The sequence below is a fragment of the Kitasatospora arboriphila genome (genome assembly GCF_039528095.1).
Taxonomy (GTDB): Bacteria; Actinomycetota; Actinomycetes; order Streptomycetales; family Streptomycetaceae; genus Kitasatospora; species Kitasatospora arboriphila.
Map to the genome: position 1 here is coordinate 31,709 of NZ_BAAALD010000064.1, position 14,860 is coordinate 46,568.

The window sequence follows — 14,860 nt, forward strand, 5'->3', positions numbered from 1 at the left end:
ACCGCTCCCCTCCCCGACCGGCCCCTAGACTGCGGTGCATGGCCGAGGACGATCGCGCGGAGCGCGCACGCACCCGGGAGTTCTTCGCGGTCCGGGCCGCGGGGTGGGACGCGAAGTTCCCCGACGACGGACCGCGGTACGCCGCGGCGATCGCCGAACTGGCGCCCGGCGAGGGTGCGTTCGTGATCGACGCCGGCTGCGGCACCGGGCGGGCGCTGCCGCTGCTGCGGGACGCGGTCGGGCCCCGGGGCACCGTGCTCGGGGTGGACCTGACGCCGGAGATGCTGGCCGTCGCCTCGGCTCACCGCCCGGTCGCGGCCCTGGTGCAGGCCGACTGCGCCCGGCTGCCGCTGCCCGACGGGGTGGCCGACCTGGTGTTCGGCGCCGGCCTGATCGCCCATCTGCCCGGACCCGCCGAGGGCCTGCGCGAACTCGCCCGGGTGACGGCGCCGGGCGGCCGTCTCGCGCTCTACCACCCGATCGGGCGGGCCGCGCTCGCCGCCCGGCACGGCCGCGCGCTCACCCCGGACGACCTGCGGGCCGAGCCCAACCTCCGCCCGCTGCTGGCCGCGAACGGCTGGCGGACGCTCTCGTACACCGACACCGACGAGCGCTTCCTCGCCGTCGCCGAACGGGTCTGATCAGCCGCGCCAGCGGTAGCAGAGCTCGGGCCGGCCGACCTGGCCGTACTGCGGCTCCCGGACGGCGAGCCCGGTGTCGACCAGGTGCTCCAGGTAGCGGCGGGCGGTGATCCGCGAGACCCCGGCGGCGGTGCCCGCCGCGGCCGCGGAGAGCCCGGCGTCGGCGGCCCGCAGCACCCCGGCCACGGTCTCCAGCGTCGGGGCGCTCAACCCCTTGGGCAGCGCGGACCGTTCGGGGGTGCGGAGCAGGGCGAACGCCTGGTCGACCTCGTCCTGGCCGACCGCCTCGCCGGGCCGGCCGAGGCTGGCCCGGTAGCGGGCGTAGCGGTCCAGCCGTTCGCGCAGCGCCGCACTGCTGAACGGCTTCAGCAGGTACTGGACGACGCCCGCCGACACGGCCTGGCGGACCATCGCCAGGTCCCGGGCGGAGGTGACGGCGATGACGTCCGTGGTGTGGCCGGCCGCCCGCAGGGTGCGGCAGAGCTGCAGCCCGTGGCCGTCCGGCAGGTAGAGGTCGAGCAGGGCCAGGTCGACGGGGGCGCCGCCGGCCCGGGCCCGCTCCAGGGCGCGCAGCGCCCCGGCGCAGCTGTGCACGGTGGCGGCCACCCGGAATCCGGGGGTGCGGGCGACGTAGAGGGCGTGCGCGTCGGCGGCCACCGGGTCGTCCTCGACCACCAGCACGGAGATCTCGGCGGTCATCGGGCGGCCTCCCGCTGGAGCGGCAGCCGGACGGTGAGCACGGCGCCGCGGTCGCGGCCGACCTCGACGGTGCCGCCGTTGCGGCGGGCGGTCTGGGCGACGAGCGCGAGGCCGAGGCCGCGGCCGTGCTGCTTGGTCGTCCAGCCGCGGCGGAACACCTCGCCGGCGGCGGCCGCGTCGATGCCCGCGCCGGTGTCGGCGACCCGGAGCAGCAGGTGGCCGCCGTCGACCCGGGCCATGACGGTGACCTCGGGCGGGCCGGGGTGCTCGGCGGCGTTCTCGATGGCCGCGTCGACGGCGTTGTCGATCAGGTTGCCGAGCACGGTGACCAGGTCGCGCGGGGCGAGGTCGGGCGGCAGCACGCCGTCGTCGATCCGGCTGTCCTCGGTGAGGACGAGGTCGACGCCGCGTTCCGCGGCCTGCGAGGCCTTGCCCAGCAGCAGGGCGGCGAGGACGGGTTCGCCGACCGCGCCGACGACCTTGTCGGTGAGCCGCTGGGCGAGTTCGAGTTCGGCGGTGGCGAAGTCCACCGCGTCCTGGTGGCGGCCGAGTTCGACCAGCGAGACGACGGCGTGCAGCCGGTTGGCGGCCTCGTGGGCCTGGGCGCCGAGGGCGTCGGCGAAGCCCCGGACGCTGTCCAGTTCGCCGGTGAGCGACTGGAGTTCGGTGTGGTCGCGGAGGGTGAGCACGCTGCCGAGGCCGGTGCCGATCGGCGAGGTGTTGAGCACCACGACCCGCTCCGCGGTCAGGTGCACCTCGTCGTGGGCCGGTTCCGGCCCGAGCACGGCCCGCACCAGCGACTCGGGCAGGCCGAGCGCGTCGAACGGCAGGCCCTCCACCTCGCCCTGCAGGCCGAGGAGTTCGCGGGCGGCGTCGTTGCAGAGCACCACCCGGTGCGCCCGGTCGAGCAGCACCAGGCCCTCGCGGACGGAGTGCAGGGTGGCCTGGTGGTAGTCGTACAGGTGGCTGAGTTCGGCGGCGCCCATGCCGTGGGTGTGCCGGCGCAGCCGGGCGTTGGCGAGGTAGGTGCCGGCGCCGCCGAGCGCGAGGGCGCCCGCGGCGACGCCGGCCTGGGCGAGCAGCGGGCCGCGCAGCCGGGCGCTGATCGACTCCAGGGTGATGCCGGAGCTGACCAGGCCGACCACCCGGCCGTGCCCGTCGAGGATCGGGGTGACGACCCGGACGGAGGGGCCGAGGGTGCCGGTGTAGGTCTCGCTGGTGGTGCGGCCGGCGAGCGCGCCGTCGGTGTGGCCGAGGAAGGGGCGGCCGATCTGGGCCGGGTCGCGGTGCGCCCAGCGGATGCCGTGGGTGTCCATGACGGTGACGAAGTCCACGCCGGTGTCCCGGCGGACCCGTTCGGCGTAGGGCTGGAGCACGGCGGTCGGGTCCGGGCCGGTGGCGGCCTCGGCGACGGCCGGTGCGTCGGCGACGGCCCGGGCGGCGGCGGTGACCTGGCGGACCGCGGCGTCGTGGGTGCGGTGCTCGGTGAAGAGGTAGGCGAGGACGGCGCCGCCGGCGACCACCGCGGCGACGATCACCACCTGGACGGCGAAGAGCTGCCCGGCGAGGCTGCGCAGCGGTCGGCGCGCGGGACGGTCCCCCGCGGCCGGTCGGACCGGCGGGGCCGTGCGGGCCGGACGGCCTGGGCGGATGCGCATACCGGCCAGTGTGCACGGTCCTCCCCCGGCGGCGGCACCGTCCGGTGTGAACTCTATGAACGCAAACGTGACCCCCGTCACTCCGGCACCCATAGTCTTCACCGGCCCTCCCCCCGGGGCCGTCAGGGACAGCTGGGCGAAGGAGCCGTGGAATGTCGAGCGCAGGAGCAGTCCGCCGCAGAGTCGACCGTACGCACTACCTCTACCTGGCGGTGATCGCGGCGGTGGCCGCGGGCATCGTCGTCGGTCTCGCCGCGCCGGACGCGGCGGTGGAGCTGAAGCCGATCGGCACGGGCTTCGTCAATCTGATCAAGATGATGATCAGCCCGGTGATCTTCTGCACCATCGTGCTCGGCATCGGCTCGGTCACCAAGGCGGCCAAGGTCGGCCGGGTCGGCGGACTGGCGCTCGGCTACTTCCTGGTGATGTCCACCGTGGCGCTGGGCATCGGCCTGCTGGTGGGCAACCTGATCGAGCCCGGCTCCGGGCTGCACCTCACGAGCGCCCTGGCCAAGTCCGGGCACGCCCAGGCGGCCGCGGGCGAGGCCACCGGGACGGCCGACTTCCTGCTCGGCATCATCCCGACGACGCTCTTCTCCGCCCTCACCGAGGGCAAGGTGCTACAGACCCTGCTGGTGGCCCTGCTGGCCGGCTTCGCCCTGCAGGCGATGGGCCCGGTCGGCGCGCCGGTGCTGCGCGGCGTCGAGCACCTGCAGCGGCTGGTGTTCCGCATCATGTCGATGATCATGTGGGTGGCCCCGATCGGCGCCTTCGGCGCGATCGCCGCGGTGGTCGGCGCCACCGGCACCGCCGCGCTGAAGAGCCTCGCCATGATCATGTTCGGCTTCTACCTGACCTGCGCGCTGTTCGTCGCCGTGGTGCTCGGCCTGCTGCTGCGGCTGGTGGCCGGGGTCAACGTGTTCTCGCTGCTGCGCTACCTCGGCCGGGAGTTCCTGCTGATCCTCTCCACCTCGTCCTCGGAGAGCGCGCTGCCCCGGCTGATCGCCAAGATGGAGCACCTCGGGGTCAGCCGTCCGGTCGTCGGCATCACCGTGCCGACCGGCTACAGCTTCAACCTGGACGGCACCGCGATCTACCTCACCATGGCCTCCATCTTCATCTCGGAGGCGATGGACAAGCCGATGTCGCTGGGCCAGCAGCTCTCGCTGCTGCTCTTCATGGTGATCGCCAGCAAGGGCGCGGCCGGGGTCACCGGCGCCGGCCTGGCGACGCTGGCCGGCGGCCTGCAGTCGCACCGGCCGGAGCTGGTCGACGGCGTCGGCCTGATCGTCGGCATCGACCGCTTCATGTCGGAGGCGCGGGCGCTCACCAACTTCGCCGGCAACGCGGTGGCCACCGTGCTGATCGGCCACTGGACGGGCGAGCTCGACCGCGAGCGGCTCGACCTCGTCCTGGCCGGCGGCCTGCCGTTCGACGAGTCCGCGCTCGCCGACCCGCACACCGGTGCCGTCCCCGCACAGCCGCAGGCACCGGAGGTGGAGACCACCAAGGCCTGAGGCCGCGGCCCGGTCGGCGCCCCCCGGACCCCCGGGGGGCGCCGTCGTGCGTGCCGGGCACCGCCCGGGTCGGGGTCAGGCCTCGGCGGTGCCGCTGACGGCCCAGGCCAGGCCGGTGGCCGGGTCCTCCAGCGCGAGGTGCAGGTACCAGAGCTCGTCGCGCGGCTCCGACCAGGCGAGGCAGCGCAGCCGGGCGACCAGGGCGTTGACCTCGGCCGCCACCGGCCGGGCGGTGCCGGCCATCGCGGCGAGCAGGTGCCAGACGGCGAGGCGGCCGTGGGCGGTGCCGAGCCGGGGCGTGCCGGAGGCCGCCTGGACGAGGGCCGGGTACGCGGCGGCGAAGGGCAGGTGCCCGGCCAGCACCCGGCGGCCGGGGGCGAGCCGGGCGGCGGCCTCGGGGGCGGTGCCCTGCACGCAGACCGCGGTGAGCCAGGGCGCGAGCGTGTGCGACAGCCGCGCCCTGGCGAAACCGGCGACCGGCCGGCCGGCGACCGGGAGGTCGAGGCGGACGAGGTCCTCGCGGGTGTCGGGCAGCGCGAACAGCGCCCGCCGGGCTCCGCCGGCCGGCAGGTAGTCGCGCACCCGGACGCCCTCCTCCCAGCCGGCCTGCTCCCAGGGCTCCAGCGCGAACGGCACGCCCTCCGGGTCGGCCTCGGCGCGGCCGGCGACCTCCTCGCCGAGCAGGGCGCGGGTGTGGGCGACCAGCCGCCGCACCGGCGCGGGCTCCAGCAGCGGGGCGAGCCGGCGCCAGGAGTGCCGGGTGGCGAGGACCTCCCAGAGCGGTCCCGCGTCGTGGTCGTGCTCGCCGGCGGCGGCGTGCGGGCCGCCGTCCCGGTCGAAGAGCCGGGCGGCGTGCTCCGGCGGGGCCTTGTACGCGAGGAGGTGCCCGATCGGGCCGGCCGTGCGGGGGGAGGTGTCGCGCAGCCGCCGGAACAGTCCGAGCAGTTCCGGCCAGCGGCCCGCCGCCGCCAGCTCCCCCGCCTGCCGCTCCACGTACGTGATCATTCCGTCAATGTACGTCGGCACCGCGCCCGCGGACCGCCGGGTGACGGTGTGTCGGGCCGGGCCCGCCCGGGCGGACGGGGCGCCCGGGGACCGCCGCGACCGGCCCCGACGCGGGCACGGCGGAGCGCCGCGCGGCGGCTCCGGAACGGACCGACCGCGCGGTACGGTACCGCCTCCACGACACGCAGGCTTCATACAGACCTAAGATGCCTGATATACAGGTGGGCATGACGATGCCTATCGACCAGCGCCTCGGCCACCACATCAAGCGCGCCGAGCAGGAGCTGATCGCGGCCAAGCATGCGGCACTGCGCCCGTTCAAGCTCAGCACCCCGCAGTACACCGTGCTGCTGGTGCTGTCGGAGGAGCCCGGGCTGTCCGGGGCGGCACTGGCCCGGCGCTGCCTGGTCACCCCGCAGACGATGTCCTCCGTGCTGGGCACCCTGGAGGGGCGCGGGCTCGTCGAACGCAAGCCGCACCCGATCCACCAGCACATCCTGGAGGCCCGGCTGACCAGGAGCGGCCGCACCCTGCTGGCCAGGGCCGACCAGGCGGCGATGGCGGTGGAGCAGGCCCTCGACGCGGAGTTCGACGCCGAGGAGCGCGAGCGGCTGCTGGCCCTGCTGGGCCGCGCCACGGCGGCGCTGGCGAACGCGCCGACCGGCGCCTGAGCCCGCCCCGGCACCCGCCCGCGCCGTCCCGTGGCGCGGGACCCGGACCGGACGACGGCTCAGCCGGTCGGCAGGACCCGGAGGCTGCCGTGCGCCACGGTCTCGCCGCCCTGCTCCATGACGACCTCGACCGCCGCCCCGTGCACCGAGGCGGCACCCGCCTCGGCCCGGACGAGACAGGGCCCGTCGAACTCGACGTACCGGCGGAAGGACGCCGAGAGCGCGGTGACCAGCGGCGCGGGCCGGCCGGTGGCGAGGCAGGCGGCCTGCCGCATCGCCTCGACCAGCACCATGCCGGGCACGTGGTCGACCTCGTGGTCGAACAGCACCGGGTGGCTGCGCTCCGAGCGGACCTGCCAGACCTGCGGCTGGGCGGTGGGCGCGAGCACCACGTCGGCGGCCCGGTCGCGGCCGACCAGCGGCGGCGGCACGGGCAGCGGCGGCAGCGGCCGCTCGAAGGCGGCGGCGAGCCGGTCGCCGCGCAGCCTGCGGTAGGCGCCCGGGGTGGTGCAGCTGAGCGCGCCGGTGGCGGTGCCGAGGGCCCGGCCGTCGCGCAGCACGTGCATCCGGATCCGCATGCCGGCGAGGCCGGTGCCGCGCCGGCGGACGTCCTCGCAGGTGGCCATGAGCGAGAGGTTGGCGGGCGCGCCGGTGAAGGCGAGCGCGGCCGGGTCGGCCTCGAAGGCCACGTCCCACATGAGGAAGTGCCGGTCGAGCGGGACGCCGAAGGCGGTGTGCGCGACGACCAGGCCGGCCTGGCGGACCGTCTCCGCCATCAGGACGGGGTCGTACCAGCGGTCGGCGACCGGCAGGTGGAAGCCGTGGCCGCGGGGCCATTGCGCGCCGAGGACGAAGTCCAGGTCGCCGACCGGTCGGCAGTCCGTCAGGAGCACCTCCGACACCGCGGCCCGGTGCACGAGCGCGCGGTCGACCGTGCGGGCGAACAGCACATCCTCCGGACGCAGGTCCAGTATCTGGGACACCGTACAAATCCCCCTTCGGGTGTTCACCGGGTGTCCCCAATCCTACAGACCAACCGGTTTGTTTTCGAAGGGGTTTCCGAGTCGGGCCGACCGGTTTTGACATCCCTTTACTGAACACCGACGGAGCGTCAGAAAGCCGTCACCGGACGCTCGTCGGTACGCCGCCCGGGCGGCACCCGGACGTGGTGCGGCCCCCTCCCGGGCGTCCCGCCGCGCCCGGACGCGGCCGAGCCGCGGGGCACGGGCCCGGCCGTCCGGGCACGCGCACCGCGGCTCGCCGCCGGGGCCCGCTCAGCGCAGGGCGGCCCCGGAGAGCAGCCCCCAGGAGGCGAGCCGTTCGGCCGCCTCGTCCTCGGCCCGGTACACCGGCTCGCCGAGCGGGCCGGCCGGCTGGTCCAGCGCCCAGCGCAGCAGGGCGGCGCCGATGTTCATCCCGCCGCCGAAGCCGGCCAGCAGCACCAGGTCCCCGCGCTCCAGCCCGCCGCGGCGGTGCACCGCGTCCAGGGTGACGGCCACCGAGGCGGCGCCGGTGTTGGCATGCCGGTCGACCGTCAGGTGCATGGTGGCGCCGGGCAGTCCGAGCTCCGGCCACACCTGGTTCAGCATCACCCCGTTGGCCTGGTGCGGGACGAAGTGCCGCACCTCGCGGGCGGGCACCCCGGCCCGCCGGAGCAGCGTGGAGACCGCGCCGGGCAGCGCCTCGTGGACGAAGCCGCGCACCGCCCGCCCGTCCATCCGGAACCAGTGCCCGCCCTCGGCGACCGTCTCCGCCGAGGCCGGCCGGCGGCTGCCGCCGGCCGCGACGCCGATCAGCCGGTGCTGGTCGCCGCGGCCCTGCAGCAGCGTCTGCACCACGCCGAGCCCGGCCGGGACGGGCCCGAGCACGGCGGCGCCCGCGCCGTCGCCGAACAGCACGGCCGTCCTCCGGTCCTCCCGGTCGAGGATCCGGGAGTAGATGTCCGCCCCGATCACCAGTCCGTACGGCGCGGCGGGGTCGGTGCCGCCGCGGAGCATCTGGGTGCCGACGGCCAGCCCGTACACGAAACCGCTGCACACGGCGTTGACGTCGAAGGCGGCCGCCCGGCGGGCGCCGATCAGGTGCTGCACGATGCTGGCGGTGGCGGGCTGCGGATGGTCCGGGGTGGACGTCGCGACCACCACGAAGGCGAGCCGGTCTGCCGTCACCCCGGCCTGCCGGAGCGCTCTGCGGGCCGCCTCGGCGGCCAGGTCGGAGGTGGCCTCGTGCGGGGCGGCGCGGTGCCGCCGGCCGATGCCCGTCCTCTCCTCGATCCACTCCGCGGTCACGCCCGCCCCGGCCGCGACCTCCTCGTTGCTGACGACCTCCGCGGGCACGTACGAGCCGGTGCCCACGATGCCGATCGGTGTCATGGTCCCCTCCTGTCGTCGGTGCGGGCCTGTCGCCGCGCGGTACGGCCCCGGCCGGGTGCCGTCCGCGCCGCTCCCCCGGGCCCGCCGGGCGGGGGTGCGCAGCACGTGCTCAGACCGCCGCCCGCACCGGCTCGGCGGGCACCAGCCGCTGCCAGCCGGCGAGTTCGGCGTGCGCGGTGAGCACCGGGTCGTCGCCGACCGCGACCGGCCGGCCCACCGCGGCCAGCAGCGGGATGTCACTGGAGTGGTCCCCGTACGCGGCGCAGCGGGCGAGGTCCACGCCTCGGACGCCGGCGACCGCCGAGGCGACCCGGCCCTTGACCGCGCCGATCACCGGGACGACCACCTCGCCGGTGAGCCGGCCGCCGCGGACCACCGGCCGGGTGCCGACCGTCCAGTCCGCCCGCAGCTGGGCGGCGATCGGGTCGAGGCAGGCGAAGAAGGAGCCGGAGACCAGGACGAGGGCGTCGCCCGCGGCCCGGTGCCGCTCGGCCGCGGTGACCGTCTCCGGCACGAACAGGTCGTCCTCGACGGCCCGTTCGAACCAGGCCTCACCGGCCGCGGCGAGCCGCTCCGCGCTCTCCCCGGCGTACAGCCGGTAGTAGGCGCGGTTGACGACCTGCCGGGGCGTGCCGGCCGCGGCGGCGGCCCGGAGGTCGGCGGTGAGCCGGGCGAAGGTGCCCTCCGGCTCGCCGCGGCGGCGCAGGTAGAACTCCAGGAAGTGGAACATGCTCTTGACCCGGACGAGGGTCTCGTCCACGTCGAAGAACGCGGCGGCGGTGCTGGACATCGGTCTCCCCCTGCTGTGCTGTCGGTCGGTCACGGGCCGGGCCGCACCGGGCGGTGCGCCCGGGCCCGCCGGGTACGCGTACAGCCTGCTAGCCGCGGATGCGTGCCAGCGAGAGGACGAACCGGGCGATCGACTCGCCGTTCTGGCGGGCGTCCACCACGACCGGCAGCTGGGTGACGGCGGCGCCGGGCTCGGCCTCGTCCAGGTCGAGCGGGCCGCCCTGGGTGTAGTAGGCGTGTTCGCCGGCCTCCGCGCCGAGCGGCTTCTCGTCGCCGAGGGTCGCCGTCAGCACCGTCCGCGGCTCCAGTTCGCCGAACCGGGCGAAGGTGACGGCCAGGTCGACCGGGAAGGTCTTGGCGGCGGACAGCCCACGGGTGTCCAGCGCGGTGAACAGGGCGAGCTGGCGGGCGGCCTCGGCGAGCACCATGCCCGGCAGGTGGTCCTGCGGGTGGTCGAACATGCTCGGGTTGCCGGCCGGTATCCGCAGCACCGCGGTGGCGCCGCCGGCGGCGAGCCGCGGGTCGAGGAGCACCACGTTGCGCGGGTCGGCGCGGCCGACCAGGTCGGGGGCGGCCGGCAGGCCGGGGCCGCCCGTGCCGCCGGTCTGCGGCGGCAGCACCGCGGTGCTGGGGAGCGCGGCGCCGTCGCGGTTGCGCAGGCGCATCTCGCGGTAGCCGGCCGGGTCGCGGAAGCGCAGGCCGACGCCGGCCCAGCCGATCACGGTGCCGTCCACGGTGAGGTCGACGCGGTGGTCGAGCCCGGTCACCCGGCCCTCGCGGACCCGGCGGTCCGTCACCGTCACCTTGAGCACCAGGTCGAGCGGGCTGTCGCCGATGGTCAGCAGCTGCGGCCGGATCAGGTGGATCCGCAGGAAGGTCAGGATGAACTTGTGGTCGGTCGGAATGCCGTGGAACAGGTGCGCCCCGGCCAGGGTGGCCTGCCGCGCGGCCTCCAGCAGCAGCACCGGGTCGTGGGTGCCGGGCCGGAGCAGGTGGTCGCCGTAGTAGGCGTGCGAGCGGGGCAGCTGGGCGGCGGCCGTGTAGTGGCCGTCCTCGTCCCCGCGCAGGTCGGTGACGAAGACCTCGCCGACGGCGTCCCGGTGGACCAGTCCGCGGTCCAGGGTGGTGGCCCAGGACAGCGGGACGGCCTCGGCCGGGTGGCTCGGTGCCTCGACGGGGGCGAGCGGTGCGGTGGTCATGCGGTTCCTCCTCGTTGCTCCTCGGATGCGGTCCAGGGGTCGGCCTGGCACCGGTGCGGCGGGCGCCCTCGGTCCGGGTGCCCCCCTGCGGGCTGCGGGGCGCCGCGGTGGTTGCGGTGGTGGTTCGGTGGTGGCTGCGGGGGCCGGCCGGTGGCGCGGCCGGCCGTCAGTACCGGGTGCCGACGGCGGTGGCGCCGAGCCGGGTCAGCAGCGCCAGGTCCTCGGCCTCCAACGCGAGGTCGCCGCCGCGGGCGTTCTCCTCCAGGTAGGCGAGCCGCTTGGTGCCGGGGATCGGCACCACGTGCTCGCCCTGGGCCAGCACCCAGGCCAGCGCGACCTGCGAGGGCGTCGCCCCGTAGCGGGCGGCGACCTCGGCCACGCCCTCGGCCAGCTTCTGGTTGGCCTCGATCGCCTCCGGCTGGAAGCGCGGGTTGCCCTGCCGCCAGTCCTCGCCCTCCAGTGCGGCGGCCGAGGTGATGGCGCCGGTCAGGAAGGCGCGGCCGAGCGGCGAGTAGGCGATGAAGCCGGCGCCGTGGCGGGCCGCCCACGGCACCACCTCGTCGAGCTGGTCCTGGCTCCACAGCGAGAGCTCGCTCTGCACGGTGGCCACCGGGTGGACGGCGTGCGCGGCGTCGAGCTGCTCGACGGTCGCCTCGGAGAGGCCGATCGCGCCGACCTTGCCCTCGCGGACGAGCTCCGCGAGCACGCCCCAGGACTCCTCGACCGGCACCGCCGGGTCGACCCGGTGCAGCTGGTAGAGGTCGATCCGGTCGATGCCGAGGCGGCGCAGCGAGCCCTCGGCGGCGGCGCGCAGGTGCTCGGGGCGGCCGTCGGGCAGGATCTCGCCGTCCCGGACGACCAGGCCGGCCTTGCTGGCGAGCACGATCTCGTCCCGCCGGTCGCGGATCGCGCGGCCGACCAGCTCCTCGTTGGTGTGCGGGCCGTAGACGTCCGCGGTGTCGATCAGGGTGACGCCGAGGTCGATCGCCCGGTGGATCACCCGGACCGACTCGGCGTCGTCGCGGCGGGTCGGGCTGTACGCGAAGCTCATGCCCATGCAGCCGAGGCCGATCGCGCCGACGGTGATCCCGGTGCTGCCCAACTGTCGTGTGCGCATGGTGCGGTGTTCTCCTCTGTCGAATGGCGGTGCTGGGTTCGGGGGTGTGGGGGCGGTGGTGGGGCCGGGGTGCGTCCGGCGCGGGGACGGGGGGGGGCCGCGCCCCGCGCCGGACGCGGTCAGGAGGTGCCCGTGAGCTCCCGGTCGCGGACCACCGCGAAGGTGGTGACCGCGCCGATCAGCGCGAGCACGGCGAGGACGACGAATCCGGTGTGCATCGCCGAGGTGAGGGCGTCGGCGGCCGCGTCCGAGGCGGCGGCGCGGACCCCGGCGGGCAGGGTGCCGAGCTGCTCGCCCAGCCCGCCCTGCACGGCGCCGCCGGCCAGGGCGCGTTCGCCGGCCGTGTCCAGCCCCGGCACCCGGCCCTGCAGGCCCGCGGCGGAGAGGCCGGCCAGCAGCGCGCCGGCCCCGGCGATGGCGACCGACTCGCCGGTGATGCGCATGGTGTTGAAGATGCCGGAGGCCATTCCGGAGCGCTCGACCGGGACGACGCTGACCGCGGCGTTGTCCATCACGCCGAAGGCGCTGCCCACGCCGACGCCGAACACCGCGAGCGGTCCGGTCAGTTGCGCCCAGCCGGCGTCCGGGCCGAGCACCACCAGCCAGAGCGATCCGGCGGCGATCAGCGCGGAGCTGGCGGCGAGCATCACCCGCAGCGGCAGCCGGGCGGCGATCTTCCCGGCGACCAGCGGCAGGGCCAGCACCGGCAGGGTGAGCGGCAGCAGCAGTGCGCCGGCCTCGGTGGCGCTGCGGCCGCCGACGCCCTGCAGGTACTGCGGCAGGTAGACCAGCAGCACCACGAACCCGAAGGTGATGGTGAACGGCTGGCAGACCACCACCACGAAGGTCGGCCGGCGGAACAGCGACAGGTCGAACATCGGCCGCTCGACGCGCAGTTCGACCAGCACGAAGAGCAGCATGAACAGGGCCGCGCCGACCAGTGAGCCGATCGCGGCGACGCTCGTCCAGCCCTGCTCCGGGCCTTCGACGAAGTACAGCGCCAGCAGGGCCAGGCTGCCGCTGAAGGTCACCAGTCCGCCCCGGTCGATCCGGCGGGCGGCCGGGTCGCGGGACTCGGGCAGCCGCGGCACCAGGGCGAGCACGACCGCGCCGAGCACGACGTTCAGCAGGAACACCGCCCGCCAGCCGACCGAGGCCACCAGCACACCGGCGACCAGGGGGCCGAGCGCCAGGCCGAACCCGAAGGAGGCGCCGAGCACGCCGAACGCCCTGGCCCGGGCCGGTCCGTCGAAGGAGGCGGCGAGGATCGCCGCGCCGCTGGTGAGGACACCGGCGGCGCCGACGCCCTGCAGCGCCCGGGCGAGGTCGACCAGCATGATGTTCGGCACCAGCGCGCAGACCAGCGACATCGCCAGGAACACCTGGACGCCGATCAGCAGCACCCGCCGCCGGCCGAAGCGGTCGGCGAGGCCGCCGGCGGCCAGCAGGCAGGCCGCGAAGGTGACGCCGTAGGCGTTCTGCACCCACTGTGCGGCGCCGACGCCGGCCCCCAGGTCGGTCGCCAGCGCCGGAAGCGCCACGGCCGGCCCGGTGACGGTGAGCGGCAGCATCACGCTGGCCAGCGCGACCGCCACCATGATCGCCGGCCCGCCGGCCGCGCGGCCCGCGCGCGGCGCGGCCAGGTCCTGCTCCGCCAGGACGCTCATCACTTCCCCCATCCATCAGTCATCTACGTACTTCACAAACCGAGACGACCATAAGATATCTTATGGACAGCGTCAATCTGCTACTCAGCCTCCGGGCAGACGAGGAGTCAGTTCCATGACAGACAAAGCGATCACCGCATCGGACGTCGACGTCCTGGTCGTCGGCGGAGGACCGACCGGCATGCTCGCCGCCTGCGAACTGCTGCGCCGCGGCGTCCGGGTCAGGATCGTCGACCGGGCCCCGGCCGCCGCCCGCCTCCCCAAGGCCCTGCTGCTCTGGCCGCGCACCCTGGACGTGCTCGACGACCTCGGCATGCTGGACGCGATCCGCGCCGCCTCCGTCCGGATCAACGCCTTCCGGTACTACTCCGACCGGCGGCCGCTCGGCACCTTCGGCTTCACCGAGGACCTCGCCCCGCTCTGCCTGCCGCAGAGCGCCACCGAGGACGTCGTCGAGGCCCGGCTGCACGAACTCGGCGGCAAGGTGGAGCGCGGCGTCCGCCTGCTCTGCTTCGACAACCTCGACTTCTCCGGCCGGGTCGAGGCCACCGACGGGGTCACCGCCGTGCTGGAGCACCGGGACGGCCGGATCGAGCGCACCCGGGTGCCCTTCGTCATCGGCGCCGACGGGGCCGGCAGCGCCGTCCGGGCCCAGATCGGCACCGGCTTCCTCGGCAGCACCTACGAGACCGCCTTCGCCCTGGTGGACGCCCCGATCGAGGGCGAACTCCCGGCCGACCAGGCGCACTACTACCAGTCCCCGCAGGGCGCGCTGGTCGTCGTCGCGCTGCCCGACGGCATCTTCCGCTTCTTCTCCAGCCTGCCGCCCGGCCAGGACGTCGGTGTCGCGATGATGCAGGAGATCGTCGACGAGCGCGGGCCGCAGGGCGTCCGGATCGGCGAGCCGGTCTGGCAGAGCGTCTTCCGGGTGCACGCCCGGCACGCCGGGGACTTCCGGCTCGGCCGGGTCTTCCTCGCCGGCGACGCCGCCCACGTGCACAGCCCGGCCGGCGGCCAGGGCCTCAACACCGGCCTGCAGGACGCCCACAACCTCGCCTGGAAGCTCGCGGCGGTGATCCACGGCGAGGCGCCCGCCACCCTGCTCGACGGCTACGGGCCGGAGCGCTCCGCGGTCGCCCGGCGGGTCGTCCGCGACACCGACATCCAGACCCGCGCCTGGCTGGTGGACGGCCCGGCCGAGGTCCTGCTCCGCGACGCCGCCTTCCGGCTCGGCGACCGCACCGGCCTGCTCTCCCGGCTCTACGGACCGGTGATGGCCGGGCGCCGGCTCGCCTACCCGCCCGTCCGGGAGACCCAGGAACCGTCCGGGCTCACCGGCTGCCGCCTCCGCGGACGGCTGCCCGGCGGGCTGCGGACCGGCGCCGTGCTGCCCCGCCCGCTGGCCGCCGCGACCGCACCGGCCGGCTCCGGCGAGGAGCCCGCCGGCTGGACCCTCGCCGCCGCCGGCCCGGCCGGCCTCGCCGCCGAACTGGCCCGCCGCACCGCCGGCCCCCCCGGGGGGGGG

Annotated in this window: 13 protein-coding genes; 4 read left to right on the forward strand and 9 right to left on the reverse strand. The window is 75.9% G+C overall.

The annotated features are described in order from the left end of the window. Positions 1-38: 38 nt before the first annotated feature. On the forward strand, positions 39-641 hold the full coding sequence (locus tag ABD353_RS27260) for a class I SAM-dependent DNA methyltransferase (RefSeq protein ID WP_344626328.1): 603 nt from the start codon (positions 39-41) through the stop codon (positions 639-641). On the opposite strand, the gene ABD353_RS27265 is transcribed toward ABD353_RS27260, so the two are convergent. Both ABD353_RS27265 and ABD353_RS27270 read right to left on the reverse strand, forming a co-directional pair. Further along, on the reverse strand, positions 642-1,340 hold the full coding sequence (locus ABD353_RS27265) for a response regulator (RefSeq protein ID WP_344626329.1): 699 nt from the start codon (positions 1,338-1,340) through the stop codon (positions 642-644). Further along, on the reverse strand, positions 1,337-2,998 hold the full coding sequence (locus ABD353_RS27270) for a sensor histidine kinase (RefSeq protein WP_344626330.1): 1,662 nt from the start codon (positions 2,996-2,998) through the stop codon (positions 1,337-1,339). Before ABD353_RS27270 ends, ABD353_RS27265 begins: the two co-directional genes overlap by 4 nt. A gap of 152 nt (positions 2,999-3,150) precedes the next feature. On the opposite strand from ABD353_RS27270, the gene ABD353_RS27275 reads away from it, so the two are divergent. After that, positions 3,151-4,515, forward strand: a complete 1,365-nt coding sequence (locus ABD353_RS27275) for a cation:dicarboxylate symporter family transporter (protein WP_344626331.1) — start codon at positions 3,151-3,153, stop codon at positions 4,513-4,515. Between the two features lie 75 nt (positions 4,516-4,590). On the opposite strand, the gene ABD353_RS27280 is transcribed toward ABD353_RS27275, so the two are convergent. Further along, positions 4,591-5,520: a hypothetical protein gene (locus ABD353_RS27280; protein ID WP_344626332.1), complete on the reverse strand. Its 930-nt coding sequence runs from the start codon at positions 5,518-5,520 to the stop codon at positions 4,591-4,593. Between the two features lie 227 nt (positions 5,521-5,747). On the opposite strand from ABD353_RS27280, the gene ABD353_RS27285 reads away from it, so the two are divergent. Next, complete coding sequence (locus ABD353_RS27285; protein WP_344626333.1) at positions 5,748-6,191, forward strand: MarR family winged helix-turn-helix transcriptional regulator; 444 nt, start codon at positions 5,748-5,750, stop codon at positions 6,189-6,191. 59 nt (positions 6,192-6,250) lie between these two features. On the opposite strand, the gene ABD353_RS27290 is transcribed toward ABD353_RS27285, so the two are convergent. The 6 genes from ABD353_RS27290 to ABD353_RS27315 all read right to left on the reverse strand — a co-directional run bounded on the left by ABD353_RS27290 (position 6,251) and on the right by ABD353_RS27315 (position 13,335). Beyond that, on the reverse strand, positions 6,251-7,174 hold the full coding sequence (locus ABD353_RS27290) for a ScbA/BarX family gamma-butyrolactone biosynthesis protein (RefSeq protein ID WP_344626334.1): 924 nt from the start codon (positions 7,172-7,174) through the stop codon (positions 6,251-6,253). 291 nt (positions 7,175-7,465) lie between these two features. Further along, a complete protein-coding gene (locus ABD353_RS27295) occupies positions 7,466-8,563 on the reverse strand; it encodes a 3-oxoacyl-ACP synthase III family protein (protein WP_344626335.1) in 1,098 nt (365 codons plus the stop codon). A 109-nt stretch (positions 8,564-8,672) separates the two neighbouring features. Next, positions 8,673-9,353, reverse strand: coding sequence for an HAD family hydrolase (locus tag ABD353_RS27300; RefSeq protein ID WP_344626336.1), 681 nt, complete (start codon positions 9,351-9,353; stop codon positions 8,673-8,675). Positions 9,354-9,441: 88 nt separating this feature from the next. Beyond that, the gene (locus ABD353_RS27305) at positions 9,442-10,551 is read right to left on the reverse strand and encodes a ScbA/BarX family gamma-butyrolactone biosynthesis protein (protein ID WP_344626337.1); all 1,110 of its coding nucleotides are present in this window, start codon (positions 10,549-10,551) and stop codon (positions 9,442-9,444) included. Between the two features lie 166 nt (positions 10,552-10,717). Further along, positions 10,718-11,668 (reverse strand): aldo/keto reductase, encoded by a 951-nt coding sequence (locus ABD353_RS27310; protein WP_344626338.1) that lies wholly within the window; start codon positions 11,666-11,668, stop codon positions 10,718-10,720. Between the two features lie 119 nt (positions 11,669-11,787). Beyond that, positions 11,788-13,335, reverse strand: a complete 1,548-nt coding sequence (locus ABD353_RS27315) for an MFS transporter (protein WP_344626339.1) — start codon at positions 13,333-13,335, stop codon at positions 11,788-11,790. 115 nt (positions 13,336-13,450) lie between these two features. Between ABD353_RS27315 and ABD353_RS27320 the strand changes: the two genes are divergently transcribed. Continuing rightward, on the forward strand, positions 13,451-14,860 hold a 1,410-nt coding region (locus ABD353_RS27320), incomplete at its 3' end, for an FAD-dependent monooxygenase (protein ID WP_344626340.1).

Excerpts from the sequence above, each read along its gene's own strand:
- ABD353_RS27260 (WP_344626328.1), top strand. The coding sequence starts at position 39 with ATGGCCGAGGACGATCGCGCGGAGCGCGCACGCACCCGGGAGTTCTTC.
- ABD353_RS27265 (WP_344626329.1), bottom strand. The coding sequence starts at position 1,340 with ATGACCGCCGAGATCTCCGTGCTGGTGGTCGAGGACGACCCGGTGGCC.
- ABD353_RS27270 (WP_344626330.1), bottom strand. The coding sequence starts at position 2,998 with ATGCGCATCCGCCCAGGCCGTCCGGCCCGCACGGCCCCGCCGGTCCGA.
- ABD353_RS27275 (WP_344626331.1), top strand. The coding sequence starts at position 3,151 with ATGTCGAGCGCAGGAGCAGTCCGCCGCAGAGTCGACCGTACGCACTAC.
- ABD353_RS27280 (WP_344626332.1), bottom strand. The coding sequence starts at position 5,520 with ATGATCACGTACGTGGAGCGGCAGGCGGGGGAGCTGGCGGCGGCGGGC.
- ABD353_RS27285 (WP_344626333.1), top strand. The coding sequence starts at position 5,748 with ATGACGATGCCTATCGACCAGCGCCTCGGCCACCACATCAAGCGCGCC.
- ABD353_RS27295 (WP_344626335.1), bottom strand. The coding sequence starts at position 8,563 with ATGACACCGATCGGCATCGTGGGCACCGGCTCGTACGTGCCCGCGGAG.
- ABD353_RS27300 (WP_344626336.1), bottom strand. The coding sequence starts at position 9,353 with ATGTCCAGCACCGCCGCCGCGTTCTTCGACGTGGACGAGACCCTCGTC.
- ABD353_RS27305 (WP_344626337.1), bottom strand. The coding sequence starts at position 10,551 with ATGACCACCGCACCGCTCGCCCCCGTCGAGGCACCGAGCCACCCGGCC.
- ABD353_RS27310 (WP_344626338.1), bottom strand. The coding sequence starts at position 11,668 with ATGCGCACACGACAGTTGGGCAGCACCGGGATCACCGTCGGCGCGATC.
- ABD353_RS27315 (WP_344626339.1), bottom strand. The coding sequence starts at position 13,335 with ATGAGCGTCCTGGCGGAGCAGGACCTGGCCGCGCCGCGCGCGGGCCGC.